Below are 22,648 nucleotides of genomic sequence, written 5' to 3'. Positions count from 1 at the left end.
GCCGCTGCCGTGGTGCCCGGTGCAGGATGGAAGGGACAGATCGCCCACTCCTGGAGGACCGCATGCTGGCCGAGACCATATGTTCCGCGGTGTCCGCGGCGGGCCTGGGCATCGCCGCGGTGGCCGCGTACCGCAAGCGCTTCCTCGCCGCCACGCGCATCACGGCGTACGCGCTGGTACCGGTCGCCCTGGTGCTGACGGGTGTCGTGGAGTGGGTGTCCGGGATGGTCTTCAAGCCGGCCGTCTGGGCGGGCTTCGGGCTGCTCGGGCTGTCCTGGGTGCTGTTCATGACCACCCGCGCCATCGAGCGGCGCGGGCTCGGCGCGGGGGAGAAGCCCGCCAAGGCGGTCAAGCCGTCGAAGGCCGCGAAGGCGGCCGAGGGGAGCCCGGGGCAGGGGGCCGTGGCCCCGTCCGCGTCCGCGCCCTCGCTGGGGCGGGGCGCCCGTCCGCAGCCGGAGTCCCGCCAGGCCCCCGCCGCTCCTGCGGACGACTTCTCCGACATCGAGGCGATTCTGAAGAAGCACGGAATCTGAGGCCGCGCACGGAATCGCCGCGGGCCTGACAAGAAGGGGTGAACTCCCGCGTGAAGGCTGGCGTGTTGGGGGCCGTTGGGGCGCGCCCTGCGCGATCATCGCCCCGACATGCTCGACACATCGCAGGGCGACCCGCCGGTTCCCGCACCGGCCCCGGTCCCCGCCCCCGTCGCCGACGAGCCGCGAGGCTGCCTCTTCGCGCTCTCCCAGCCGCCCCTGATGATCTTCCTAGGGGTGATCGGCACCCTGTTGCTGCTGGCCGCCGTGCACGACCTGTTCCTCCTGTGAGCCCGACTGCGGGCCCCGGTGCGCGTCCTGCGGGGCGTCCGGCTCCGAGGGGCCCGCGTCGGCCTCCTTGCGCCGGGCCCGGTACGCCGCCACGTGCAGCCGGTTCCCGCAGGTCCGGCTGTCGCAGTAGCGCCGCGAGCGGTTCCGGGACAGGTCCACGAAGGCCCGACGGCAGTCGGGGGCCTCGCAGCGGCGCAGCCGCTCCTGCTCGCCGGAGACCACGATGAAGGCCAGCGCCATGCCGCCGTCGGCCGCGAGGTGGTCGCCCAGCGAGGCGCCCGGCGCGAAGTAGTGGACGTGCCAGTCGTAGCCGTCGTGGTCGGTCAGCTGCGGGGTGGTGCCGGCGGTCGCCACCAGCTCGTTGATGAGCCCGGCCGCGGTCCGCGGGTTGGGCGCTGCGAAGACCTGGGCGAACTTGCCGCGGACCGTCCGCACGCCGGACAGGTCGCGGGCGCCGAGCTCGCCGATGTCGCTGATCTTGTACTCGCGTACGAACTCGCGCAGAGAGCCGACGTCCGCCAGTCCGTCGGGGTGGTCGGCCTCGGCCGCGGTGTTCACCAGCGCGACGACGACGTCGAGCGCGCGACGGGTGTCGTGGGGAATCTGCACGGGGGTCGCTCCCTGGGGGCCGGGCCTGCGGCGACGGACCAGTGCCGCCGCTGGGGGCCGACTCTAGCCTTGACCGGGCGGAACCGGGAGGGACCCCCGCGGCGGACGCGTCACCGGCGGCGAGACGGGCCGTGCCACGCACACCGGCGCCGCCCTCGCGGACGGCTTCCGCAAGAACAGCGCCGGCACTGCCGTATGAGGTTTTCGTCCAGCCCGCACCGTCGCCCCGAGTCGGACGGTGCGGAGTGGCCCCCGGCGCGTGCCGGGAGGTGCTCCCTGAGGGCCTGGCTCAGCTTTCGGCCAGGATGTGGGAGAGCTCTTTGTCGAGGTCGAAGTGCCGGTGTTCGGTCCCGGGTGGAACCGCGGCGTCCGTCCGCTTGAGGAATGATTCGAGTGCGCGGGCGGGTGCTTCGAGCAGTGCTTCTCCCTCCGGTGAGCTCAGGGCGATGCAGACGACGCCCTGACCGTGGCTGCGGGACGGCCAGACGCGGACGTCTCCGGTTCCGGTGGGCCGGTGGAGGCCCTCAGCGAGGAGGTCTCGGGCGAAAACCCACTCGACCGTCTCCTCGGCGCCGGTGTGGAAGGTGGCGTGCACGGCGTAGGGATCGGCCGTGTCATACCGCAGGCCCGCCGGGACAGGCAGTGAGGACTCGCTCGACACAACGAGGCGCAGGTGCAGCTCGCAGCTGACCGTGGTGTTCATAAGCGCCAGGGCCTTTCGCTCAGTGTGCGCTCGGGGATTCGCACGTCGGCGAAATCGACATGCCACCTACGGTGCCGTTGTAAACCCCTCTGACCGTTTTGCGGACCTCTGGGTCCCTCGGACGGCGGATCCAAAGCACCATTCACGTGTGCTTCCGGCTCCGGTAGATTCGGGCCCATGAATACGGGGAGTGACCGCGGGACCCAAGGGTCCGCAGCCGAGTCCGCAGTCGAGTCCGCAACCGACGACGCCACTCAGCAGACCACGGAGGAAGCGCCGCACGTATCGAAGGCTCCCGCCTTCATCAAGTCGCGCCGCACCCTGCACCTCAGCTGGCAGGTCGGCGTCTTCGTCGTCGGGCTCGCCGTCATCGGGGCGGGCGTCGCCATGCTCGTCCTGCCCGGCCCCGGCTGGGTCGCGATCTTCGCGGGCCTGGCGATCTGGGCCACCGAGTTCGCCTGGGCGTCACTCGTGCTCCGCTGGACCAAGCGCAAGGTCACCGAGGCCGCGCAGAAGGCGCTGGACCCCAGGGTCCGCCGCCGCAACATCATCCTGACCAGCGTCGGGCTCGTGATCGCGGGCGCCCTGATCGGCTTCTACCTGTGGAAGTACGGGCTCACGCCGCCCTGGGACCTGAAGGACCAGTGATGGTCGGGAACCACCGCTGACATGGGGTAATGTTTGCGGTGCGTCCGGGCGATTAGCTCAGTGGGAGAGCACTTCGTTCACACCGAAGGGGTCACTGGTTCGAACCCAGTATCGCCCACCCGGACCAAGGGCCCGGAGACTTTCACCGTCTCCGGGCCCTTGGCGTTTCCCGCCGCTACACCAGCCGGCCGAGCGCCGCCCGCAGCCGGCGCGCGTCCCGAAGCCGTTTCTCGTACGTCGCCCCCACCACCAGGAGCAGCAGCCCCGCCAGCGCCGGCGGCAGCCAGCGCGGCAGCGTGTCGACGACCTGGACCACGTACGGGGCCAGCTCGTGCAGGGCCACCGCCGCGAGGGTGGCGCCGCCGAGCAGCAGCGGGGCCTGGAGCCGCCGGTGCGCGCCGAGCAGGGTCACCGCCAGCGCCGCCACGCCCAGCAGCAGAGGCCGCAGCCAGTGCGGATCGCCCCAGGCGGCGAGCAGGCTCGGCAGCAGCGTCGCGGCCAGCCCCGGCCCGTACGCCGTCCACGACGAGGCCCGCGCGTCCCGGCGGCGGCGTACGAAGCCCACCGCCAGCGCGGGCACCGTCACCGGCAGCGCGTACGCCTCCGGCAGCTGGACGCCCGACGCCGACAGGCGGATCCACGTCGCCGCCACGAACAGGGCCCCGGCCGCCCAGCCGAGCCCGCGCCGCTCCGCCCGTACCGCCGCGCCCGCGCAGACCACCCCGGCCAGCGCGCACACCAGCGCCGCCCGGGCCGGCTCCCAGGGCCAGCTCGCGAGGAGCAGCGCCACCGCGCCGACCCCGCCCGCCGCGGCCTCCGCCGGGATCCGCACCCGGCCCAGCCGCGGGCCGGCCGCGGCCACCACCGCCGGGACCGCCAGCAGCGGCAGCGCCCACCAGGACACCGCGAGCCCCCACAGGGCTCCCAGCGCCGCCGCCTCGGCCGCCGCGTACCCGACGGCCAGCACCGCGGCCCCGGCCCGCACGGGCAGCGGAGCGGGCCGCTGCGCCGCCCCCGCCGCGCAGCCGGCACCCAGCAGCCCGAACACCGCGAACGTGGCCGTACGGCCGTCCAGAGCGGCCACCGACAGGTTCAGCGCCCCCGCCGCCGCGCACACCGCGGCCGCGTACCCGGGACCGCCCCCGAGCCGCAGCGCGCACACCCCGGCCGCCGCCACCACCGCCAGCTGGGCCGCGAGCACCGCGGCCGTCGGCAGCCCGAACAGCAGCGGCGCCGTGAACAGCCCCGCCCAGCCGAGCACCACCGCGACCACACCCGCCTCCGGGCGCGGCAGCACCCGCGCCAGCCACCCGGCGGCCCCCGCCGCCAGCAGCAGGGTCACCGCGGCCGCCGGGCCCGGCCCGTACGCCTCCCGGGACGGGGTCGTCGCCGCCCACACCTCGCCCAGCACCACGACCCGGGACCCCAGCGAGCCCACCGCCGCCACCAGCGCCGAGAGCGCCGCCAGGGCGGCCACCCCCGCCCCGGCCCGCGCCAGGCCGCGCCGGACCGCCGCCGGGAGCGCGCCCGCCCGTACCGCCGCCAGCAGCGGCAGGGAGATCAGCAGGAACACCACCACGGCCCAGTCCCGCGCCAGCAGCGGCCGTACCGGGCCGCCGAGCGCCGCCACCGCCGCGATGGCGCCCACGACCGAGGCCGCCATCGCCGAGGGCTCCCGCCAGGCCACCCCGACGCCCAGCGCCGCGCAGGCCGCCAGCAGCAGCGCCGGACCGGCCGCCGCCCCCGCCGAACCGGCCTGCGCCATCTCCGACAGCCCGCTCAGCAGCGCCCCCGCCCCCAGGACGGCCGCGCTCACCGCCGCCGGGCCGAACACCGCCGCCCGCGCCCGGACCCCCGGCACCAGCAGGACGAGCGCCGCGTCCAGCGCCGCCGTCGCCAGCAGCGCCCAGCCGGTCCCCACCGGCCCCGTCGCCACGGACACCGCCGCCAGCGGCAGCGCGAGCTGGGCCGTCAGCACCGCCGCCGGCAGCGGGACCACAGGCCCCGGCAGCACCCGGGCGTACCCCGCCCACAGCGCCGCCAGTACGGCCGCGGCCCCCGCCGCGTAGGCCGTGCCGTCGCCGTGCGGGGTCGCGACCGCGTACACCGCGTACGCGTCCAGCACCGTCAGCAGCAGCCCCACCGCCGCCACCGACTCGGCCGTCGACCGCAGTCCGCGGCGCAGCAGCAGCGCGGGGGCGCCCAGCGCCGCCGCCGTCACCACGGCCAGCACCGCGCTGCGCCCGGCGAGCCCCAGGGACCCCCAGCTGACCAGCGTGAACGCCAGCGCGGCCACCGAGAGCAGCACCGCACCCAGCGCCAGCAGCACGTTCTGCGCACCGGGGCCCGAGGCCTCCTGCGGGCGGACGGGGGAGCCGGAAGCGGCCGGTGCCCAGCCGTGCGGGGCCGGCAGCCGCAGCAGCCAGTCCCGTCGGGCCAGCAAGTACGAGCGCCGGGAGTCGAGTTGGGCCAGCTCCCGGTCGATGAGCGCCAGCTCGCGGTCGGGTGGCAGGGGTGTGCCTGGGGGTGGTGGAGTCGCCATGTTCCGGAGTGTGGCGCCCGTCACGCCGTCAGGACATGGGTGTGCGTACTCAGATCCGCGCTGAGTACAGGGGAGTACGGGAGTGCGCGCCCGTACCCACGGACGTGTGGATGCTGCGGAGCGGGCCCCGCGCGCGGTCCCGCCGGTCCAGACTGGGCCCATGGACCGCAGCACCCTGGACCGCTGGAACCGCTACCGCTTCCGCAGTGTGTGGGACCTCGACGCCCCGCCCGCGCGGGTCTACGCCGTACTGGAGCAGCCCGGCGACTACCCGCGCTGGTGGCCCCAGGTCCGCGCGGTCGAGCAGATCGGCGGCGCCGGGTACAGCGGCGCCCTGCGCATCCGCTCCCTCCTCCCGTACGAGATCCGCATGACCGCCACCGAACTGCTCCGCGATCCCGGGCGCGGCCTCCTGGAGGCGGCCCTGCACGGGGACGTCGAAGGCTGGGCGCGGTGGACCGTGCGGGCCCGCCGGGGAGCGGACGGGCGCGGGACACGGGCCCTGTACGAGCAGGAGGTCGAGGTGCGCAGCCCCCTGCTGCGGCGTCTCGCGGTGCCCGTGCGGCCCGCGTTCCGCCTCAACCACGCCCTGCTGATGCGGGCCGGACGGCACGCGCTCGCGGCCCGGCTGGCCGCCTCGCCGGAAGCGGTTTGAACCAGACCCCGTGCCTCTTGTATGGTTCAAACCGTTCCCGGGCGATTAGCTCAGCGGGAGAGCACTTCGTTCACACCGAAGGGGTCACTGGTTCGATCCCAGTATCGCCCACCGGGTCAGGCCGGTCCGTCTCACGACGGACCGGCCTTCCGCATGTCCGGGGCCCGTTGCCGTCCCGGTCCGCCTACGCCGCCGCCGGCATCTCCGGCCGCAGCGGCCAGTGCGGATCCACCGACTCGGGCGTCCCTTGCCGTGCGAACCAGGCCTGCAGCCCGCGCGCCTGCGCCGCGTGCCACACCGCCTGGAGCGTGTGCAGCTCCGCCGGGGTCAGCCGCTCCAGCCGGGCCGCGAACCGGCGCCCCACCGCCCGTACGACCTCCAGCGAGGCCAGCGCGTCCGCCGCCGCGTCGTGCGCGCCCTCCAGCTCTATCCCGTAGTGCGCGCACAGGTCCGTCAGCGTCCGGCGGCCCTTGCGGTACCGGTCCAGGTGCTTGTCCAGCACCCGCGGGTCCAGCACCGTCAGCGGCCGGTTGTCCAGGTACCGCGCCAGCGTCGACGCCCGGTGCCGGCGCAACTCCCGGTCCAGCAGCGTCAGATCGAACGGTGCGTTCATCACCACCACCGGCCGGCCCGCCACCAGCTGCTCCCCGAGCGCACGGGCTATCTCCTCCACGACCGGCGCCGGCCACCGCCCGTTGCGCTGGAGGTGCTCATCGGTCAGACCGTGCACTTCCGTGGCCCCCGGGGGCACCGGAATACCGGGATTGACCAGCCAGCGGGTGGAGCGGACCCGGCCGCCCGCACACTCCTGCACGATGAGAGCGGCGGACACGATCCGGTCCTGCTCCACGTCCACCCCGGTCGTCTCCGTGTCGAATGCGGCCAGCGGCCCCTCATACCAGCGCGTCATGGCGAACTCCTCGTTCCCGATCGGCAGTCGGGGCGCACCCGGGCGCCGCCGCCTCGGAACGTGCCACCCCTGCCCGCATCGGTGATACCCGGCCTGTTTGCGCCGTACGCCGTTTGCGGCCCGTCCGCTACGGAGACAACTTCCCTGGGGGGCCGCACACATGACCGGTCGTCACCCCACCCACCACACCACCCTCATTCGGCAGGGCCCGGAAGGCATGGGGAGCCGGCCATGGCGCTCGCGCAGCCCGAACCGGGCGGGATGCTGCAGGGGCGGACCGATCCGCGGAACGAGGAACGGACCGGACCGCTGCGCGGCACGCTCGCCACCACCGCCTGCATGGAGACCCTCCAGGTGGGATACCTGCACGCCGTCGCGGCCGCGGCCGGCTGCTCGCTCTCGCAGCCCTTTCCGGACAACGGCATCGACTGGCAGGTCAACCACGGAGCGCCCGAGCACGTCGTCGACGACGAGGTCACCATCAAGGTGCAGCTGAAGGCGACCTACCAGGTACCGCCCAGACCGGCGGGGCCCACGTTCGCCTTCACGCTCGACAACGAGCACCTGGTGAAGCTGGCCCGCACGCCGGTCGCCGTCCACAAGATCCTCGTCGTGATGCTCGTCCCGCGAGAGCGCGACCAGTGGCTCGCCGCCGGCCACGACCGGCTCGACCTGCGGCACTGCTGCTACTGGACCAACCTCGCCGGGCACCCCGTGACCGGCCGGCGCCGGACCACCGTACGGATCCCGACCACGCGGATCTTCGACGACCGGGCGCTGTGCGAGATCATGACCCGGGTCGGGTCGGGAGGGACACCTTGATGCACTGGCACTCACCGAACCTGGAACCGCTGGCGCCCCCGTCGGAGCACGGGGACTTCTCGGACTCCGGGACGCCCGATCCCGCGCACATCGACCCGGCGGTGCTCGGGGCCCTGCTGCACCGGCACGGCTGGCAGCGCCGGGGCGGCGCCGCGGGCCGGTACGGGCGCTGGACGCCGCCGGCCCCGTACGCGACGACCGGCGCGGGGGCGAGCCTCCTCGTCCCGGAGAGCCGGTCCTTCCCCGACTGCTCCGACCTGCTGGAGGAGGCGCTGACCGCCCTCTCGCGCAGCGCGCTGCCGTCCGCACGGGAGGTGCTGTACGGACTGAGCGTGCCCAGCGACGAGATCCGCTGGGAGCGGCGCATCCCGGAGGGCCCCGAGGGGCCGTACGGACCGCAGGGCGCGGCGGCCTGGACCGTGCAGGAACAGCTCCGCTCGGCCGCCCGGCAGCTGCTGCTGGCCGGGGCCCTCGCGGACCGGGCCAGGGCCGGGTACTACGGGGCCCGCCACCGCGGCCAGGCCGAACGCGCCCTGGACGGCGTCCTGGTGGGGCCGGCCCCCGGCGGGCGCCGGCTGACCGCGTACGTCCCGGTGGACGGCGGGCGGGGCACCGTGACCCGGCTGCACCACGCGCTGCACGCGGCCCGGGAGGCCGTGGACTACCGGCGGGCCACCGGCGGCATGGAGGCTTTCGACGCGGCCGTCGAGGCCGGGGTCAGCCGGGAGCTGGCCGATGCGCTGATCGCGCTGGTGCGCGGCTCGGAGGGGGCCCGCATCGCGCTGGCCTGGGCGCCCGCGGCGGGGGTCCCGGCGGGCTGCGCCGCCCGGCCGGAGCCGGTGGAGTTCTCGCCCGGGGACCTGCCGGTGCTCCGGGAGGCCGCGGCCCGCTACACCCGGGACGAACCGGCGGTGCCCGTGCGGGTGGCCGGGGCGGTGGTCCGGATGCGGCGCTCGGCGCCGGGCGGCGGGGGCACGATCCGGCTGCGCGTCCTGGCGGGGGCGGAGGTGCCCTACGTACGGGCGGTCCTGGACGAGGAGGCGTACCGGGTGGCGGGGCACGCGCACCTGGTCGGCGTGCCGATCCGGGTGAGCGGACGGCTGCAGCGCCGGGGCGGGTTCCGGCGGCTGACGGACGCCACCGACGTGAGCCCGGTCCCGCTGGACGAGGTCGAGCGCGACCGCCTGATGAAATCCCTGGACGAGTCCCTGGACCCCGCGGACGTCCTCCCGACGGACGACTGACCCGCCCCCGCCGCGGCGCCCCGTCCGGCCCGGAGCGCGGGCCCGGGGCGGCGGAGCCCAAACCGTTTCGCGGCGGAGCCGTTCGGCTCGGTACGATTCAGGCGCGCAGCGTTCGCTCGCGCATCCCCTGAGTCAGGAGAGACCGGTGTCAGACGTCCGTGTGATCATCCAACGCGATTCCGAGCGGGACGAGCGCGTGGTGGCCACGGGCACTACGGCGGCCGAGCTCTTCGCCGGCGAGCGCACCATCGTCGCCGCGCGCATCGCGGGTGAGCTGAAGGACCTCTCGTACGAGGTGAAGGACGGCGAGACCGTCGAGCCGGTGGAGATCTCCTCCGAGGACGGTCTCAACATCTTGCGCCACTCCACCGCGCACGTCATGGCCCAGGCCGTGCAGGAGCTCTTCCCCGAGGCCAAGCTGGGCATCGGCCCGCCGGTCCGGGACGGCTTCTACTACGACTTCGACGTGGCCCGGCCCTTCACCCCGGAGGACCTGAAGGCCGTCGAGAAGAAGATGCAGGAGATCCAGAAGCGCGGCCAGCGCTTCTCCCGCCGCGTCGTCACGGACGAGGCGGCCCGCGAGGAGCTCGCCGACGAGCCGTACAAGCTGGAGCTCATCGGCATCAAGGGCTCCGCGTCGACCGACGACGGCGCGAACGTCGAGGTGGGCGGCGGCGAGCTGACCATCTACGACAACCTCGACGCCAAGACCGGCGAGCTGTGCTGGAAGGACCTCTGCCGCGGTCCCCACCTGCCCACCACCCGCAACATCCCGGCGTTCAAGCTGATGCGCAACGCGGCCGCCTACTGGCGCGGCAGCGAGAAGAACCCGATGCTCCAGCGCATCTACGGCACCGCCTGGCCGTCGAAGGAAGAGCTGAAGGCCCACCTCGACTTCCTCGCCGAGGCCGAGAAGCGCGACCACCGCAAGCTCGGCAACGAGCTCGACCTCTTCTCCATCCCGGACGAGATCGGCTCCGGCCTCGCCGTCTTCCACCCGCGAGGCGGCATCATCCGCCGGACCATGGAGGACTACTCGCGCCGCCGGCACGAGGAAGAGGGCTACGAGTTCGTCTACTCCCCGCACGCCACCAAGGGCGCGCTCTTCGAAAAGAGCGGGCACCTGGACTGGTACGCGGAGGGCATGTACCCCCCCATGCAGCTCGACGGTGGTACCGACTACTACCTCAAGCCCATGAACTGCCCGATGCACAACCTGATCTTCGACGCGCGCGGCCGCTCCTACCGTGAGCTCCCGCTGCGCCTGTTCGAGTTCGGCACCGTGTACCGGTACGAGAAGTCGGGCGTCGTGCACGGCCTGACCCGCGCCCGCGGCTTCACCCAGGACGACGCGCACATCTACTGCACCCGTGAGCAGATGGCCGAGGAGCTCGACCGCACCCTCACCTTCGTGCTGAACCTGCTCCGCGACTACGGTCTGACCGACTTCTACCTGGAGCTGTCGACCAAGGACCCGGAGAAGTTCGTCGGCTCGGACGAGGTCTGGGAAGAGGCCACCGCCGTACTCCAGCAGGTCGCCGAGAAGCAGGGCCTCCCGCTGACCCCCGACCCGGGCGGTGCGGCCTTCTACGGCCCGAAGATCTCCGTGCAGGCGCGCGACGCCATCGGCCGTACCTGGCAGATGTCGACCGTCCAGCTGGACTTCAACCTGCCGGAGCGGTTCAACCTGGAGTACACCGCGCCCGACGGCTCCCGCCAGCGCCCGGTCATGATCCACCGTGCGCTGTTCGGCTCCATCGAGCGGTTCTTCGCCGTGCTGCTGGAGCACTACGCGGGCGCCATGCCGCCGTGGCTGGCCCCGGTCCAGGCCGTCGGCATCCCGATCGGCGACGGGCACGTCGAGTACCTGCAGGAATTCGCCGCCGCGGCGAAGAAGAAGGGCCTGCGGGTCGAGGTGGACGCCTCTTCCGACCGGATGCAGAAGAAGATCCGCAACCACCAGAAGCTCAAGGTCCCGTTCATGATCATCGTCGGTGACGAGGACATGGCCGCCGGCACCGTCTCCTTCCGCTACCGCGACGGTTCGCAGGAGAACGGCATCGCCAAGGACGAGGCGCTGGCCAAGCTGGCCAAGGTCGTCGAGGACCGCGTCCAGGTCTGACCGGCGCAGCGGCCCCCCGCAGGTGCCTATCGAGGGGACTCCGGGGAACTTCGGTTCCCCGGAGTCCCCTCGCCGCCTTCCTCGTCCTCCTCGCGGAAGACCTGGATCAGCCAGGACGAGAACGCACCCGTCACCGCCCCGAGCAGGGCCAGGCCGCAGACCATCAGGCCGACCGCGATCACCCGGCCGGTCGGGGTCACGGGGGCCACGTCCCCGTAGCCGACCGTCGTCAGGGTCTGGATCACGCACCACGCCGAGTCCCCGAAGGTGTGGATGGGGGAGGCCGGGTCCGTCCGCTCGCTGTCGTAGATGCCGAGCGAGCCGGAGAAGCCCAACAGCAGCGAGGTGAGCCCGGCGTACGTGATCACGCGCGGGTACAGGCTGCGGCGCGGGCGGCGCCCCTTGGCCCGGATCGCGTCGTGGACCTTGACCAGGCGCAGCGGCCGCAGCGTGGGCAGCACGACCACCACGGCGTCCAGCCAGTGCCTGCGGACGAAGCGCCGCGGTTTCTCGCCGCTCAGGACCAGCCGGATCAGGAAGTCCGCGAGGAAGCAGCCCCAGGTCACCAGGATCGCCACGGCCGCGAGGTCCTGCCAGATGTGCTCGGTCTCGGTGGCCAGGACGCGGACGGCGTACCCGGCCGTGAAGACCAGGGAAGCGTAGAAGAGCGGCAGCTCGGTACGCCGCTCCCAGACTCGATCACGGGGCTCTTCTTCGGCACGCATGGGCCCAGCATCGCGGTGCCGGCGGCCGCCTTCCCCCCGGCGACACGCCCTGCCGGGGCAAGGTCATATGCTGCATCCCATGACGACTGAGCCGGAGCAGCAGATCGGTGTGGGCACGCAGGACGCGTTCCAGCGTCTGTGGACGCCCCACCGGATGGCGTACATCCAGGGGGAGAACAAGCCGACCGGTCCGGAGGCCGGGGACGGCTGTCCCTTCTGCGGGATTCCGGAGATGTCCGACCAGGACGGCCTGGTCGTGGCCCGGGGCAACCACGTCTACGCCGTGCTGAACCTGTACCCGTACAACGGCGGGCACCTGATGGTGGTTCCGTACCGGCACGTCGCCGACTACACGGAGCTGGACGCCGCCGAGACGGTCGAGCTGGCCGACCTCACCAAGCGCGCCATGGTCGCGCTGCGCAAGGCGTCCGGGGCGCACGGCTTCAACATCGGCATGAACCAGGGCGCGGTCGCGGGGGCCGGAATCGCCGCGCACCTGCACCAGCACATCGTGCCCCGCTGGGGCGGGGACACGAACTTCATGCCGGTCGTCGGCCACACCAAGGTGCTGCCCCAACTCCTCGCGGACACCCGCCAGATGCTCGCCGACGCCTGGCCCAACGGCTAGGGGCCCGCAGGACGACGACCAGGAGGTCCCGGGGCGATCGGCCCCGGGACCTCCTGTCCTATGCGTCGTAGACGTCCGCCTTGCGCGGGGCGGCGTCCTGGACGAGCCCGCTGACGATCATCGAGCGGTTGCTGAAGCGGTCGATGTCGGCGCCGTTCTCGTCCAGCACCCGCAGCGCCGCCGCGTGCACCGCCCGCAGGACGGGGGTCGCGGCGCGCAGGGCGTCGTCGGCCATGAAGCGGTGGCGCCAGGGCTGGCCCGCCCAGACGTGGCGCAGGCCGAAGGGCTCGGGCAGGACCAGCTTGCCGCCGAAGAATTCGAGGATCGGCGGGAACCAGGTCAGCGGGGCGCGGACGGCGAGGCGGACCACTTCCTGGGCGTCCACCAGCGGCAGGGGCCGCTCGACGGTCTCCCAGAACCGGACGGACTTCGGCACCTCGACCTTCGGGGCCGCCGACTTGGTGGTGAACAGGCCGTGCACCGGTCCGAGCGCGTGGCCGGTCACCTCGACGCGCAGGGTCTTGTACAGCACGGTGACCGTCACCAGCATCGTGATCACCAACTGGCCGTCCCAGAGCGGGTACTGGATGCCGAGGTAGTGCCGGTTGCCGCCGCTGAACTGCTGTTCGTTGCAGATCCGGGTGATCTCGTGCGGCTTGACGAGGAAGGTGTCCACGTCCGCGCCGGTGGGGCGGGCCACCTCCGCGGCGGCTTCGCCGACCGGGGTGACGATCCAGTGCTGGATCGAGGCGGGCGGCAGGCCGCCGGTGTGCAGCGGGCCGCGCTCCAGCTTGCGCAGTTCGGTGTCGATCGCCCGGATGACGTCCCAGCTGCGGAACGGGTGGATCTCCATGCCCTCGGTCTTGGGCGCGAGCTCCTCGGCCATCTGCCAGCTGCCCCAGCGGGTGCCCATGCCGAGGATGCCCTTGGGGCCGGCGTAGAAGACGGAGTTGCTGCGGTCCTCGGCGGTGAGCTTGGCCAGCGAGTGCCGTAGGTCTTCCCGGGCCTTCTCGTCGGGGTTGCCGGGCACCGCCTCCGGGATCTTGGCCCCGATGCCGCTGCCGGCCAGCAGGCCGTCCCAGCGGGAGCGCAGGTCGGCGGCGGTGGCCTCGCAGATCCGGCGGGCGAGGAGCCAGCCCACGGCGGGGGCGATGACCATGCCGCGCAGGTAGAAGCCGAGGAAGCCGGTGAACGGCAGCCGGAACATGAGTACGGCCGCCACGACGGCGACGCCCACGAGCAGCAGGGTGCCCAGCCAGGAGCGCTTGCCCTCGCCCTTGGACAGGGTCTTGCGGAGCTGGAACAGGCCCAGCCACAGCAGGAGGCCGGGCAGGAAGAGGACGCCGGCGACGAGCGTGATCAGGCGCAGCTTGCGGTCGCGCTCCTTGCGGATGCGGGAGGCCGCCAGGCAGTGCTCGACGACGGTCTGCGGGTCGAGGCCGAAGGACTGGATGAGCGGTTTGCGGCCGGCCGCCAGGGTGCGGGCCTCGACCGCGCGGCAGAAGGCCTCGCCCAGGTTGGGTTCGAAGAGCGAGATCTTCGGGGGTTTGATCGTGGACTTGTGGTACTCGTTGTCGGCTTTGGCTATGTCGGACAGCTTGGTGTCCTTGCCGCCGTCCCGGTAGGCGGCCGACGCGAGGGCGTTGGTCGCCGCCGTCTGGCCGCCGCCCCCCTGGAGGGGGATCTGTGCCCCGGGCCTGAAGTCGAATCCGTCGTCCGCCACCGTTGCCCCCATCGCTGTGCGTTGTGCTCTTTTGCCGCGCAGATGAGCCTATCGGCGTATCTCTTCCCATGGTCATGGGACAGGGAAATGCCGCCCACCGCAAGCGGCTTGGGTGGGCGGCTCCCGGCGCAGTGTCAGTCAGGTTCCCTTCTCGGCCTGTTCTCGCACCTTGTCGGCGATCTGGGGCGGCATGGGCTCGTGGCGGGCGTAGGCGCGGGTGAACCGGCCCGTGCCGTGCGACACCGAGCGCAGTTCGACGGCGTACCGGCCGATTTCGATCTCGGGGATCTCGGCGCGGACCTGCGTGCGGCCGGCGCCGGCCTGTTCGGTGCCGACCACGCGGCCGCGGCGGCCGGCGAGGTCGCTCATGACGGGGCCCACGTACTCGTCGGGGACGAGGACCGCGAGCTCGGCGACCGGTTCGAGGAGGTGGATGCGGGCCTCGGCGGCGGCCTCGCGCAGGGCGAGCGCGCCGGCGGTCTGGAAGGCGGCGTCGGAGGAGTCCACCGAGTGCGCCTTGCCGTCGAGCAGGGTGATGCGCACGTCGACCAGCGGATAGCCGGCGGCGACCCCGCGGGCGGCCTGGGTGCGGACGCCCTTCTCGACGGACGGGATGAACTGGCGGGGCACCGCGCCGCCGACGACCTTGTCGACGAACTCGATGCCGCTGCCCGGGGGGAGCGGCTCCACCTCGATCTCGCAGATGGCGAACTGTCCGTGCCCGCCGGACTGTTTGACGTGGCGGCCGCGGCCCGAGGCCTTGGCGCCGAAGGTCTCGCGCAGGCTCACCTTGTGCGGGACGGGGTCGACCTGGACCCCGTAGCGGGCGCGCAGCCGCTCCAGGGCCACGTCCTGATGGGCCTCGCCGAGACACCACAGGACGACCTGGTGGGTGTCCGGGTTCTGCTCCAGCCGCATCGTGGGGTCCTCGGCGACGAGCCGGGCCAGGCCCTGGGAGAGCTTGTCCTCGTCGGCCTTGCTGTGGGCCTCGATGGCGAGGGGCAGCAGCGGGTCGGGCATCTGCCAGGGCTGCATCAGCAGGGGCCGGTCCTTGGCCGAGAGGGTGTCGCCGGTCTCGGCGCGGGTGAGTTTGGCCACGCAGGCGAGGTCCCCGGCGATGACCTGCGTGAGGGTGTGCTGCTGCTTGCCGAAGGGGGAGGTGAGGGTGCCGATCCGCTCGTCGACATCGTGGTCCTCGTGCCCGCGGTCGGCCAGGCCGTGGCCGCTGACGTGCACGGTCTCCTCGGGGCGCAGGGTGCCGGAGAAGACGCGGACGAGGGAGACGCGCCCGACGTAGGGGTCGGAGGAGGTCTTGACGACCTCGGCGACCAGCGGCCCGTCGGGATCGCAGGTGACGGCCGGGCGCTCGGCGCCGTCCGGGGCGGTGACGGCCACGGCGGCGCGCTCCAGCGGGGTGGGGAAGCCGCCGGTGATCAGTTCCAGGAGTTCGACGGTGCCGAGTCCCTGGCGGGCGCCGTCGGCGGCGGGTGCGGCCATCAGCACGGGGTGGAAGGTGCCGCGGGCGACGGCGCGCTCCAGATCGTCGACGAGGGTCTTGAAATCGATGTCCTCGCCGCCGAGGTAGCGGTCCATGAGGCTCTCGTCCTCGCTCTCGGCGATGATCCCCTCGATGAGACGGGAGCGGGCGTCGGAGATGAGGGCCAGCTCGGCGGGCTCGGGGTCGCGCTCCACGCGCTCGCCGGAGGTGTAGTCGTACACGCGCCGGGAGAGCAGGCCGAGGAGGCCGGCGACCGGGGCGTGCCCGTCGGGGCCGGGCGGCCCGTACAGCGGCAGGTAGAGCGGAATGACGGCGTCGGGGTCGTCGGCCCCGAAGTTCTCCCCGCAGACGGCGGCCATCTGTGCGTAGTCGGCGCGGGCTGCCTCCAGATGGGTGACGACGATGGCGCGGGGCATGCCGACGGCCGCGCACTCGTCCCAGAGCATGCGGGTGGCCCCGTCGATCCCGTCCGAGGAGGAGACGACGAAAAGGGCCGCGTCCGCGGCGCGCAGACCGGCCCTGAGCTCGCCGACGAAATCGGCGTATCCGGGGGTGTCCAGGATGTTGATCTTGATGCCGGCCCATTCGACCGGGACGAGGGACAGCTGTACGGACCGCTGCTGCCGGTGTTCGATCTCGTCGTAGTCGGAGACGGCGGTGCCGTCCTCGACGCGGCCGGCCCGGTTGACGGCGCCCGCCGTCAGGGCGAGGGCCTCCACCAGCGTGGTCTTGCCGGCTCCGCTGTGGCCGACCAGCACGACGTTCCGCAGCGACGACGGGCGGTCGGCCGTCGGTGCCCTGCCGGCGGCTCCGGCTTGGTGTGATGTGGCTCCCATGATGCTCGTGCCTCCCGGTGTGACGGTGAGGAGGTTGAATCGGGGTCCTTCGAGCTTTGCACCGGCGTCACACTGCGTCCATACGTAGTACCCGGCGCCGTCCGGAGCGCGACGCGGGCACGGACCGGCGATTGCCCGGCCGGAACCGGTGGGTGCGCGGCGCCGGGGCCCCGGGGCGCTGGCTACGATGGGCCAGCCGGTGGCCGATGTGGCCGCGCGGCCCAGCGACCCTCCGGGAAGGCCATGCTGAACAAGTACGCGCGTGCTTTCTTCACGCGTGTTCTCACGCCATTCGCCGCATTCCTCCTCCGGCGGGGGGTGAGCCCGGACGCGGTCACCCTGATCGGCACGGCCGGAGTGGTGGCGGGAGCGCTGGTCTTCTTCCCCCGGGGGGAGTTCTTCTGGGGCACCATCACCATCACCCTGTTCGTCTTCTCCGACCTGGTGGACGGGAACATGGCCCGCCAGGCGGGCGTCTCCAGCCGCTGGGGCGCCTTCCTCGACTCCACGCTCGACCGGGTGGCCGACGCGGCGATCTTCGGCGGCCTCGCGCTCTGGTACGCGGGCTCCGGGAACGACAACGTGCTGTGCGCCGTGGCGATCTTCTGCCTGGCCAGCGGCCAGGTGGTCTCGTACACGAAGGCCCGCGGCGAGTCGATCGGCCTGCCGGTGGCCGTCAACGGGCTCATCGAGCGCGCCGAGCGGCTGGTGATCTCGCTGGTCGCGGCCGGTCTGTCCGGGCTGCAGACCTTCGGCGTGCCCTCGTGGATCGGGGTGCTGCTGCCGATCGCGCTGTGGATCGTCGCGGTGGGCTCGCTGGTCACGCTGATCCAGCGGGTGGTCACCGTACGCCGTGAGGCGGCGGAGGCCGACGCCGCGGCCGCCGTGGCCGAAGGCGGCGCCGCCTGATGGCCGGCCGGGTGCAGGACAAGCTGGTCGACGGGCTCTACGGGCTCGGCTGGGCCGGGGTGAAGAAGCTGCCGGAGCCGGCCGCGGTGGCCCTGGGGCGCCGGATCGCGGACTACGCGTGGAAGAGGCGCGGCAAGAGCGTGCTGCGGCTGGAATCGAACCTGGCCCGCGTCGTACCGGACGCCGGACCGGAGCGGCTGCGCGAGCTCTCGAAGGCCGGAATGCGCTCGTACATGCGCTACTGGATGGAATCCTTCCGGCTGCCGACCATGGACCCGGACCGCTTCGGCACGGACGTCGAGTTCAAGGACGAGCACCTCCTGCGCGAGGCACTCGCCTCCGGGCGCGGGGTGGTCGTCGCCCTGCCGCACCTGGCCAACTGGGATCTCGCCGGCGCCTGGGCCATCGGCCACATCGGCGTCCCGTTCACCACGGTGGCGGAGCGGCTCAAGCCGGAGAGCCTGTACGACCGCTTCGTGGCCTACCGGGAGAGCCTCGGGATGGAGGTGCTGCCCCACAGCGGAGGCGCGGCCTTCGGGACCCTGGCCCGGCGGCTGCGCTCCGGGGGCCTGGTGTGCCTGGTCGCGGACCGCGACCTGTCGGCCACCGGGGTCGAGGTGGACTTCTTCGGTTCGGCGGCGCGCATGCCGGCCGGGCCGGCGCTGCTGGCGCAGCAGACGGGGGCGGTGCTGCTCCCGGCGACCCTGCACTACGGGGACTCGCCGAAGATGTACGGCCGGATCCACCCCGAGGTGGCGGTGCCGAAGGCCGGGGACCGGGCCGGGAAGACGGCCGCCATGACCCAGGCGGTGGCCGACGCCTTCGCGCAGGGGATCGCCGAGCACCCGGAGGACTGGCACATGCTGCAGCGGCTGTGGCTGGACGACCTGGAGGAGCGCGCGCAGTGAAGATCGGCATCGTGTGCCCGTACTCGTGGGACGTGCCGGGCGGCGTCCAGTTCCACATCCGCGACCTCGCGGAGCACCTGATCCGCCTCGGCCACGAGGTGTCGGTGCTGGCCCCGGCCGACGACGAGACGCCGCTGCCGCCGTACGTGGTCTCGGCGGGGCGGGCGGTGCCGGTGCCGTACAACGGGTCGGTGGCCCGGCTGAACTTCGGCTTCCTCTCGGCGGCGCGGGTGCGGCGCTGGCTGCACGACGGCGTCTTCGACGTGATCCACATCCACGAGCCGGCCTCGCCCTCGCTGGGACTGCTGTCCTGCTGGGCGGCGCAGGGGCCGATCGTGGCCACCTTCCACACCTCGAACCCGCGCTCGCGGGCCATGATCGCCGCGTACCCGATCCTCCAGCCGGCGCTGGAGAAGATCAGCGCCCGGATCGCGGTGAGCGAGTACGCGCGCCGCACGCTCGTGGAGCACCTGGGCGGGGACGCGGTCGTGATCCCCAACGGGGTCGACGTGGACTTCTTCGCCTCGGCCGAGCCGAAGGCGGAGTGGGGCGGCCGCACCCTCGGCTTCATCGGCCGGATCGACGAGCCCCGCAAGGGCCTGCCCGTCCTGATGGCGGCCTTCCCCAAGATCGTGGAGGCCTGCCCGGACGTACGGCTCCTGGTGGCGGGCCGCGGGGACGAGGAGGAGGCCGTGGCCTCCCTGCCCGCCGAGCTGCGCGCGCGGGTGGAGTTCCTCGGGATGGTCTCGGACGAGGACAAGGCGCGGCTGCTGCGCAGCGTCGACGTGTACGTGGCCCCGAACACCGGCGGCGAGAGCTTCGGCATCATCCTGGTGGAGGCCCTGTCGGCGGGCGCCGCGGTGCTGGCCTCCGACCTCGACGCGTTCGCGCAGGTCCTGGACCAGGGGGCGGCGGGGGAGCTGTTCGCCAACGAGGACGCGGACGCGCTGGCCGCCGGAGCGGTGGCCCTGCTGCGCGACCCGGAGCGGCGCGCGGAGCTGAGCGCCCGCGGCTCCGCGCACGTGCGCCGCTTCGACTGGTCGACGGTCGGCGCGGACATCCTGGCGGTCTACGAGACGGTGACGGACGGCGCTGCGGCGGTGGCCACGGACGAGCGCGTCCGCCTGCGCACCCGCCTGGGCCTGACCCGGGACGCATAGCCGCGCCGGGGGACCCCCCGGAAGGAGGGTATTGTCGCGCGGCGTGATCGAAACCCTTGTCTGGACCGCCCTGGCGCTCGGCGCCATCGGGGTCTACCTCAGCTGGACCGCCGGACGGCTGGACCGGCTGCACTCGCGGATGGACGCCGCCCGCGCCGCCCTCGACGCGCAGCTCGTACGGCGGGCCTCGGTGGTGCTCGAAGTGGCCACCTCCGGAGTGCTCGACCCCGCTTCCTCGATCGTCCTGTACGAGGCCGCCCACGGCGCCCGCCAGGCCGAGGAGGAGCAGCGCGAGGTCGCCGAGAGCGAGCTCAGCCAGGCGCTGCGCGCGGTGTTCGCCGACGCCGCCCAGGTGGATCTGCTGAAGGCCGCCCCGGGTGGCGAGGCGGCCGCCGAGGAGCTGGCCGCGGCGGTCCGCCGGGTGCCCATGGCGCGGCGGTTCCACAACGACGCCGTACGGGCCGCCCGCGCGCTGCGCCGGCACCGCAAGGTGCGCTGGTTCCGGCTGGCCGGCCACGCCCCGTTCCCGCTCGCCTTCGAAATGGACGACGAGCCTCCGGTGGATCTTGCCGACCGCCCGTAGCCTGGCCCGGTGGCCCCAGTTGTACCCAAAGGCCAAGTTGAAAGGGGCCACCGGCTCCTCATTGGCCCTTGCGGTGGACTGGTCTGGGACGGTTTGCTCGGCGCAGTAGCACCGCAGCCCGTGGAGCACCCCGGGCGCGGTACCGCCGCAGCACCCGTCTTCCCTTCGAGTGAGGTCAATCCGTGAGCACGCTTCCCTCCACCCCGCAGTCCGCTGAGTCCGCGATCGGCACCTCCCGCGTCAAGCGCGGCATGGCCGAGCAGCTCAAGGGCGGCGTGATCATGGACGTGGTCAACGCCGAGCAGGCGAAGATCGCCGAGGACGCCGGCGCCGTGGCCGTCATGGCCCTGGAGCGGGTCCCCGCCGACATCCGCAAGGACGGCGGCGTCGCGCGCATGTCGGACCCGAACATGATCGAAGAGATCATCGAGGCCGTCTCCATCCCGGTCATGGCCAAGTCCCGCATCGGCCACTTCGTCGAGGCCCAGGTCCTGCAGTCCCTCGGCGTCGACTACATCGACGAGTCCGAGGTCCTGACCCCGGCCGACGAGGTCAACCACTCCGACAAGTGGGCGTTCACCACCCCCTTCGTCTGCGGTGCCACCAACCTGGGCGAGGCACTGCGCCGCATCGCCGAGGGCGCGGCCATGATCCGCTCGAAGGGCGAGGCAGGCACGGGCAACGTCGTCGAGGCCGTCCGCCACCTGCGCCAGATCAAGAACGAGATCGCCAAGCTGCGCGGCTTCGACAACAACGAGCTGTACGCCGCCGCCAAGGAGCTGCGCGCCCCCTACGAGCTGGTCAAGGAGGTCGCCGAGCTCGGCAAGCTCCCGGTCGTGCTGTTCTCCGCCGGTGGCGTCGCCACCCCGGCCGACGCCGCGCTCATGCGCCAGCTGGGCGCCGAGGGCGTCTTCGTCGGCTCCGGCATCTTCAAGTCGGGCGACCCGGCCAAGCGGGCCGCCGCCATCGTGAAGGCCACCACCTTCTACGACGACCCGAAGATCATCGCGGACGCCTCCCGCAACCTGGGCGAGGCCATGGTCGGCATCAACTGCGACACCCTCCCCGAGGCCGAGCGCTACGCCAACCGCGGCTGGTAGTCACCATGACCAACCCCGTTATCGGCGTCCTGGCACTCCAGGGCGATGTACGGGAGCACCTGATCGCCCTGGCCGCGGCGGACGCCGTGGCCAGGCCGGTCCGGCGCCCCGAGGAGCTCGCCGAGGTCGACGCCCTGGTGATCCCCGGCGGCGAGTCCACGACGATGTCGAAGCTCGCCGTCCTGTTCGGCATGCTGGAGCCGCTGCGCGAGCGCGTCGGGGCCGGCATGCCGGTCTACGGCACCTGCGCCGGCATGATCATGCTCGCCGACAAGCTGCTCGACGGCCGTGACGACCAGGAGACCCTGGGCGGCATCGACATGATCGTGCGCCGCAACGCCTTCGGCCGTCAGAACGAATCCTTCGAGGCGAAGATCGATTTCGCGGGCATAGCGGGCGGCCCCGTCGAGGGCGTCTTCATCCGCGCGCCCTGGGTCGAGTCGGTCGGCGCGCAGGCGCAGGTGCTGGCCACGTACGACGGCCACACGGTCGCCGTGCGCCAGGGCAACGTCCTCGCCACCTCGTTCCACCCCGAGCTGACCGGTGACGACCGGGTCCACGCGTACTTCGTCGACATGGTGCGCGCGGGGCTGTAAACAGGTCCCGGTAGGATCTGAGGTGAACACTGTTGGTTACGCGAAGGAGACAGGCGGATGTCCGGCCACTCTAAATGGGCTACGACGAAGCACAAGAAGGCCGTGATCGATGCCAAGCGCGGCAAGCTCTTCGCGAAGCTGATCAAGAACATCGAGGTCGCGGCCCGTATGGGTGGTGCCGACATCGACGGCAACCCGACCCTCTTCGACGCCATCCAGAAGGCCAAGAAGAGCTCGGTCCCCAACAAGAACATCGACTCCGCGGTCAAGCGCGGCGGCGGCCTCGAGGCCGGCGGCGCCGACTACGAGACGATCATGTACGAAGGCTACGGCCCGAACGGCGTCGCGGTGCTCATCGAGTGCCTCACCGACAACCGCAACCGTGCCGCGTCCGACGTCCGCGTCGCCATGACCCGCAACGGCGGCTCCATGGCCGACCCGGGCTCGGTCTCGTACCTGTTCAACCGCAAGGGCGTCGTCCTGCTGCCCAAGGGCGAGCTCTCCGAGGACGACGTCCTGGAGACGGTGCTGGAGGCCGGTGCCGAAGAGGTCAACGACAACGGCGACACCTTCGAGATCATCAGCGAGCCCACCGACATGGTCGCGGTCCGCACCGCGCTCCAGGAGGCGGGCATCGACTACGACTCGGCCGACTCCAGCTTCGTCCCGACCATGCAGGTCGAGCTGGACGAAGAGGGCGCGCGCAAGATCTTCAAGCTGATCGACGCGCTGGAGGACAGCGACGACGTGCAGAACGTCTTCGCCAACTTCGACGTCTCCGACGAGGTCATGGAGAAGGTCGACGCCTGATCGCGCGTCAGCGGCGGGGGGGGGGGGGGGGGCCCCCCCCCCCCCCCCCCCGGGGGGCGGGGCCCGCCGCCCCCGCCCCCCGCCCCCACACACGGC

The 22,648-nt window shown here is 72.8% G+C and carries 21 protein-coding genes, 2 tRNA genes and 1 pseudogene; 17 read left to right on the top strand and 7 right to left on the bottom strand.

Annotation, left to right across the window (positions count from 1 at the left end; all coding sequences use genetic code 11):
- Positions 1 to 62 precede the first annotated feature (62 nt).
- Together ACIBAD_RS21105 and ACIBAD_RS21100 are read left to right on the top strand one after the other, a co-directional pair.
- Positions 63 to 533 carry a hypothetical protein gene (locus ACIBAD_RS21105; RefSeq protein WP_398908016.1) on the top strand — a complete coding sequence of 157 codons (471 nt, stop codon included), beginning with the start codon at positions 63 to 65 and terminating at the stop codon, positions 531 to 533.
- 108 nt (positions 534 to 641) lie between these two features.
- The gene (locus ACIBAD_RS21100) at positions 642 to 821 is read left to right on the top strand and encodes a hypothetical protein (protein WP_030157343.1); all 180 of its coding nucleotides are present in this window, start codon (positions 642 to 644) and stop codon (positions 819 to 821) included.
- A 54-nt stretch (positions 822 to 875) separates the two neighbouring features.
- On the opposite strand, the pseudogene ACIBAD_RS21095 reads toward ACIBAD_RS21100, so the two are convergent.
- Together ACIBAD_RS21095 and ACIBAD_RS21090 are read right to left on the bottom strand one after the other, a co-directional pair.
- Positions 876 to 1,430, bottom strand: a pseudogene (locus ACIBAD_RS21095) (CGNR zinc finger domain-containing protein); the annotation flags it as partial.
- Between the two features lie 289 nt (positions 1,431 to 1,719).
- Positions 1,720 to 2,133, bottom strand: coding sequence for an SsgA family sporulation/cell division regulator (locus tag ACIBAD_RS21090; RefSeq protein ID WP_030011909.1), 414 nt, complete (start codon positions 2,131 to 2,133; stop codon positions 1,720 to 1,722).
- Between the two features lie 177 nt (positions 2,134 to 2,310).
- Between ACIBAD_RS21090 and ACIBAD_RS21085 the strand changes: the two genes are divergently transcribed.
- Complete coding sequence (locus ACIBAD_RS21085) at positions 2,311 to 2,781, top strand: TIGR02611 family protein (protein WP_134074689.1); 471 nt, start codon at positions 2,311 to 2,313, stop codon at positions 2,779 to 2,781.
- A gap of 46 nt (positions 2,782 to 2,827) precedes the next feature.
- A tRNA-Val gene (locus ACIBAD_RS21080) sits at positions 2,828 to 2,899 on the top strand.
- Between the two features lie 57 nt (positions 2,900 to 2,956).
- On the opposite strand, the gene ACIBAD_RS21075 is transcribed toward ACIBAD_RS21080, so the two are convergent.
- Positions 2,957 to 5,323: an SCO7613 C-terminal domain-containing membrane protein gene (locus tag ACIBAD_RS21075; protein ID WP_398908014.1), complete on the bottom strand. Its 2,367-nt coding sequence runs from the start codon at positions 5,321 to 5,323 to the stop codon at positions 2,957 to 2,959.
- Between the two features lie 160 nt (positions 5,324 to 5,483).
- Here ACIBAD_RS21075 and ACIBAD_RS21070 point away from each other — a divergent pair, with 160 nt between their 5' ends.
- Positions 5,484 to 5,978, top strand: coding sequence for an SRPBCC family protein (locus tag ACIBAD_RS21070; RefSeq protein WP_398908013.1), 495 nt, complete (start codon positions 5,484 to 5,486; stop codon positions 5,976 to 5,978).
- Positions 5,979 to 6,017: 39 nt separating this feature from the next.
- Positions 6,018 to 6,089 (top strand) — tRNA-Val (locus tag ACIBAD_RS21065).
- 73 nt (positions 6,090 to 6,162) lie between these two features.
- On the opposite strand, the gene ACIBAD_RS21060 is transcribed toward ACIBAD_RS21065, so the two are convergent.
- A complete protein-coding gene (locus ACIBAD_RS21060; protein WP_134074686.1) occupies positions 6,163 to 6,888 on the bottom strand; it encodes a 3'-5' exonuclease in 726 nt (241 codons plus the stop codon).
- A 231-nt stretch (positions 6,889 to 7,119) separates the two neighbouring features.
- On the opposite strand from ACIBAD_RS21060, the gene ACIBAD_RS21055 reads away from it, so the two are divergent.
- From ACIBAD_RS21055 to thrS, 3 genes are all read left to right on the top strand, one after another.
- Positions 7,120 to 7,710, top strand: coding sequence for a DUF4365 domain-containing protein (locus ACIBAD_RS21055; protein ID WP_053694050.1), 591 nt, complete (start codon positions 7,120 to 7,122; stop codon positions 7,708 to 7,710).
- Entirely contained in the window at positions 7,710 to 8,954 is a 1,245-nt protein-coding gene (locus tag ACIBAD_RS21050) for a hypothetical protein (RefSeq protein WP_398908012.1), read from the top strand. The genes ACIBAD_RS21055 and ACIBAD_RS21050 overlap by 1 nt, the downstream gene beginning before the upstream one ends.
- Before the next feature lie 145 nt (positions 8,955 to 9,099).
- Positions 9,100 to 11,076, top strand: a complete 1,977-nt coding sequence (thrS, locus tag ACIBAD_RS21045; RefSeq protein WP_119096506.1) for a threonine--tRNA ligase — start codon at positions 9,100 to 9,102, stop codon at positions 11,074 to 11,076.
- Between the two features lie 26 nt (positions 11,077 to 11,102).
- On the opposite strand, the gene ACIBAD_RS21040 is transcribed toward thrS, so the two are convergent.
- Positions 11,103 to 11,801: a potassium channel family protein gene (locus tag ACIBAD_RS21040; RefSeq protein WP_398908011.1), complete on the bottom strand. Its 699-nt coding sequence runs from the start codon at positions 11,799 to 11,801 to the stop codon at positions 11,103 to 11,105.
- Between the two features lie 67 nt (positions 11,802 to 11,868).
- Here ACIBAD_RS21040 and ACIBAD_RS21035 point away from each other — a divergent pair, with 67 nt between their 5' ends.
- Positions 11,869 to 12,429, top strand: coding sequence for an HIT family protein (locus tag ACIBAD_RS21035; RefSeq protein ID WP_398908010.1), 561 nt, complete (start codon positions 11,869 to 11,871; stop codon positions 12,427 to 12,429).
- 58 nt (positions 12,430 to 12,487) lie between these two features.
- Here ACIBAD_RS21035 and ACIBAD_RS21030 read toward each other — a convergent pair whose 3' ends face one another.
- Both ACIBAD_RS21030 and ACIBAD_RS21025 read right to left on the bottom strand, forming a co-directional pair.
- Positions 12,488 to 14,152, bottom strand: a complete 1,665-nt coding sequence (locus ACIBAD_RS21030) for a hypothetical protein (RefSeq protein WP_398908009.1) — start codon at positions 14,150 to 14,152, stop codon at positions 12,488 to 12,490.
- Between the two features lie 138 nt (positions 14,153 to 14,290).
- Positions 14,291 to 16,486: an elongation factor G-like protein EF-G2 gene (locus tag ACIBAD_RS21025; protein WP_398908008.1), complete on the bottom strand. Its 2,196-nt coding sequence runs from the start codon at positions 16,484 to 16,486 to the stop codon at positions 14,291 to 14,293.
- Positions 16,487 to 16,729: 243 nt separating this feature from the next.
- On the opposite strand from ACIBAD_RS21025, the gene pgsA reads away from it, so the two are divergent.
- From pgsA to ACIBAD_RS20990, 7 genes are all read left to right on the top strand, one after another.
- Positions 16,730 to 17,395: a phosphatidylinositol phosphate synthase gene (gene pgsA / locus ACIBAD_RS21020; RefSeq protein ID WP_134074679.1), complete on the top strand. Its 666-nt coding sequence runs from the start codon at positions 16,730 to 16,732 to the stop codon at positions 17,393 to 17,395.
- Positions 17,395 to 18,303: a phosphatidylinositol mannoside acyltransferase gene (locus ACIBAD_RS21015; RefSeq protein WP_134074678.1), complete on the top strand. Its 909-nt coding sequence runs from the start codon at positions 17,395 to 17,397 to the stop codon at positions 18,301 to 18,303. The genes pgsA and ACIBAD_RS21015 overlap by 1 nt, the downstream gene beginning before the upstream one ends.
- Positions 18,300 to 19,463: a glycosyltransferase family 4 protein gene (locus ACIBAD_RS21010; RefSeq protein ID WP_134074677.1), complete on the top strand. Its 1,164-nt coding sequence runs from the start codon at positions 18,300 to 18,302 to the stop codon at positions 19,461 to 19,463. Before ACIBAD_RS21015 ends, ACIBAD_RS21010 begins: the two co-directional genes overlap by 4 nt.
- A gap of 43 nt (positions 19,464 to 19,506) precedes the next feature.
- Positions 19,507 to 20,046 (top strand): hypothetical protein, encoded by a 540-nt coding sequence (locus ACIBAD_RS21005; protein WP_134074676.1) that lies wholly within the window; start codon positions 19,507 to 19,509, stop codon positions 20,044 to 20,046.
- Between the two features lie 182 nt (positions 20,047 to 20,228).
- On the top strand, positions 20,229 to 21,146 hold the full coding sequence (gene pdxS / locus ACIBAD_RS21000; protein WP_030157377.1) for a pyridoxal 5'-phosphate synthase lyase subunit PdxS: 918 nt from the start codon (positions 20,229 to 20,231) through the stop codon (positions 21,144 to 21,146).
- Between the two features lie 5 nt (positions 21,147 to 21,151).
- On the top strand, positions 21,152 to 21,742 hold the full coding sequence (gene pdxT, locus ACIBAD_RS20995) for a pyridoxal 5'-phosphate synthase glutaminase subunit PdxT (RefSeq protein WP_134074675.1): 591 nt from the start codon (positions 21,152 to 21,154) through the stop codon (positions 21,740 to 21,742).
- 57 nt (positions 21,743 to 21,799) lie between these two features.
- The gene (locus tag ACIBAD_RS20990; protein ID WP_030157380.1) at positions 21,800 to 22,552 is read left to right on the top strand and encodes a YebC/PmpR family DNA-binding transcriptional regulator; all 753 of its coding nucleotides are present in this window, start codon (positions 21,800 to 21,802) and stop codon (positions 22,550 to 22,552) included.
- The last annotated feature ends 96 nt before the right edge of the window (positions 22,553 to 22,648 follow it).

It is taken from the genome of Streptomyces sp. NPDC051109, assembly GCF_044455885.1.
Taxonomy (GTDB): Bacteria; Actinomycetota; Actinomycetes; order Streptomycetales; family Streptomycetaceae; genus Streptomyces.
This window is presented reverse-complemented; position numbering and strand designations above follow the sequence as displayed.

Coding starts and splice junctions, on each gene's coding strand:
- ACIBAD_RS21105 (WP_398908016.1), top strand. CDS start 63: ATGCTGGCCGAGACCATATGTTCCGCGGTGTCCGCGGCGGGCCTGGGC.
- ACIBAD_RS21100 (WP_030157343.1), top strand. CDS start 642: ATGCTCGACACATCGCAGGGCGACCCGCCGGTTCCCGCACCGGCCCCG.
- ACIBAD_RS21090 (WP_030011909.1), bottom strand. CDS start 2,133: ATGAACACCACGGTCAGCTGCGAGCTGCACCTGCGCCTCGTTGTGTCG.
- ACIBAD_RS21085 (WP_134074689.1), top strand. CDS start 2,311: ATGAATACGGGGAGTGACCGCGGGACCCAAGGGTCCGCAGCCGAGTCC.
- ACIBAD_RS21075 (WP_398908014.1), bottom strand. CDS start 5,323: ATGGCGACTCCACCACCCCCAGGCACACCCCTGCCACCCGACCGCGAG.
- ACIBAD_RS21070 (WP_398908013.1), top strand. CDS start 5,484: ATGGACCGCAGCACCCTGGACCGCTGGAACCGCTACCGCTTCCGCAGT.
- ACIBAD_RS21060 (WP_134074686.1), bottom strand. CDS start 6,888: ATGACGCGCTGGTATGAGGGGCCGCTGGCCGCATTCGACACGGAGACG.
- ACIBAD_RS21055 (WP_053694050.1), top strand. CDS start 7,120: ATGGCGCTCGCGCAGCCCGAACCGGGCGGGATGCTGCAGGGGCGGACC.
- ACIBAD_RS21050 (WP_398908012.1), top strand. CDS start 7,710: ATGCACTGGCACTCACCGAACCTGGAACCGCTGGCGCCCCCGTCGGAG.
- ACIBAD_RS21040 (WP_398908011.1), bottom strand. CDS start 11,801: ATGCGTGCCGAAGAAGAGCCCCGTGATCGAGTCTGGGAGCGGCGTACC.
- ACIBAD_RS21035 (WP_398908010.1), top strand. CDS start 11,869: ATGCTGCATCCCATGACGACTGAGCCGGAGCAGCAGATCGGTGTGGGC.
- ACIBAD_RS21025 (WP_398908008.1), bottom strand. CDS start 16,486: ATGGGAGCCACATCACACCAAGCCGGAGCCGCCGGCAGGGCACCGACG.
- pgsA (WP_134074679.1), top strand. CDS start 16,730: ATGCTGAACAAGTACGCGCGTGCTTTCTTCACGCGTGTTCTCACGCCA.
- ACIBAD_RS21015 (WP_134074678.1), top strand. CDS start 17,395: ATGGCCGGCCGGGTGCAGGACAAGCTGGTCGACGGGCTCTACGGGCTC.
- pdxT (WP_134074675.1), top strand. CDS start 21,152: ATGACCAACCCCGTTATCGGCGTCCTGGCACTCCAGGGCGATGTACGG.
- ACIBAD_RS20990 (WP_030157380.1), top strand. CDS start 21,800: ATGTCCGGCCACTCTAAATGGGCTACGACGAAGCACAAGAAGGCCGTG.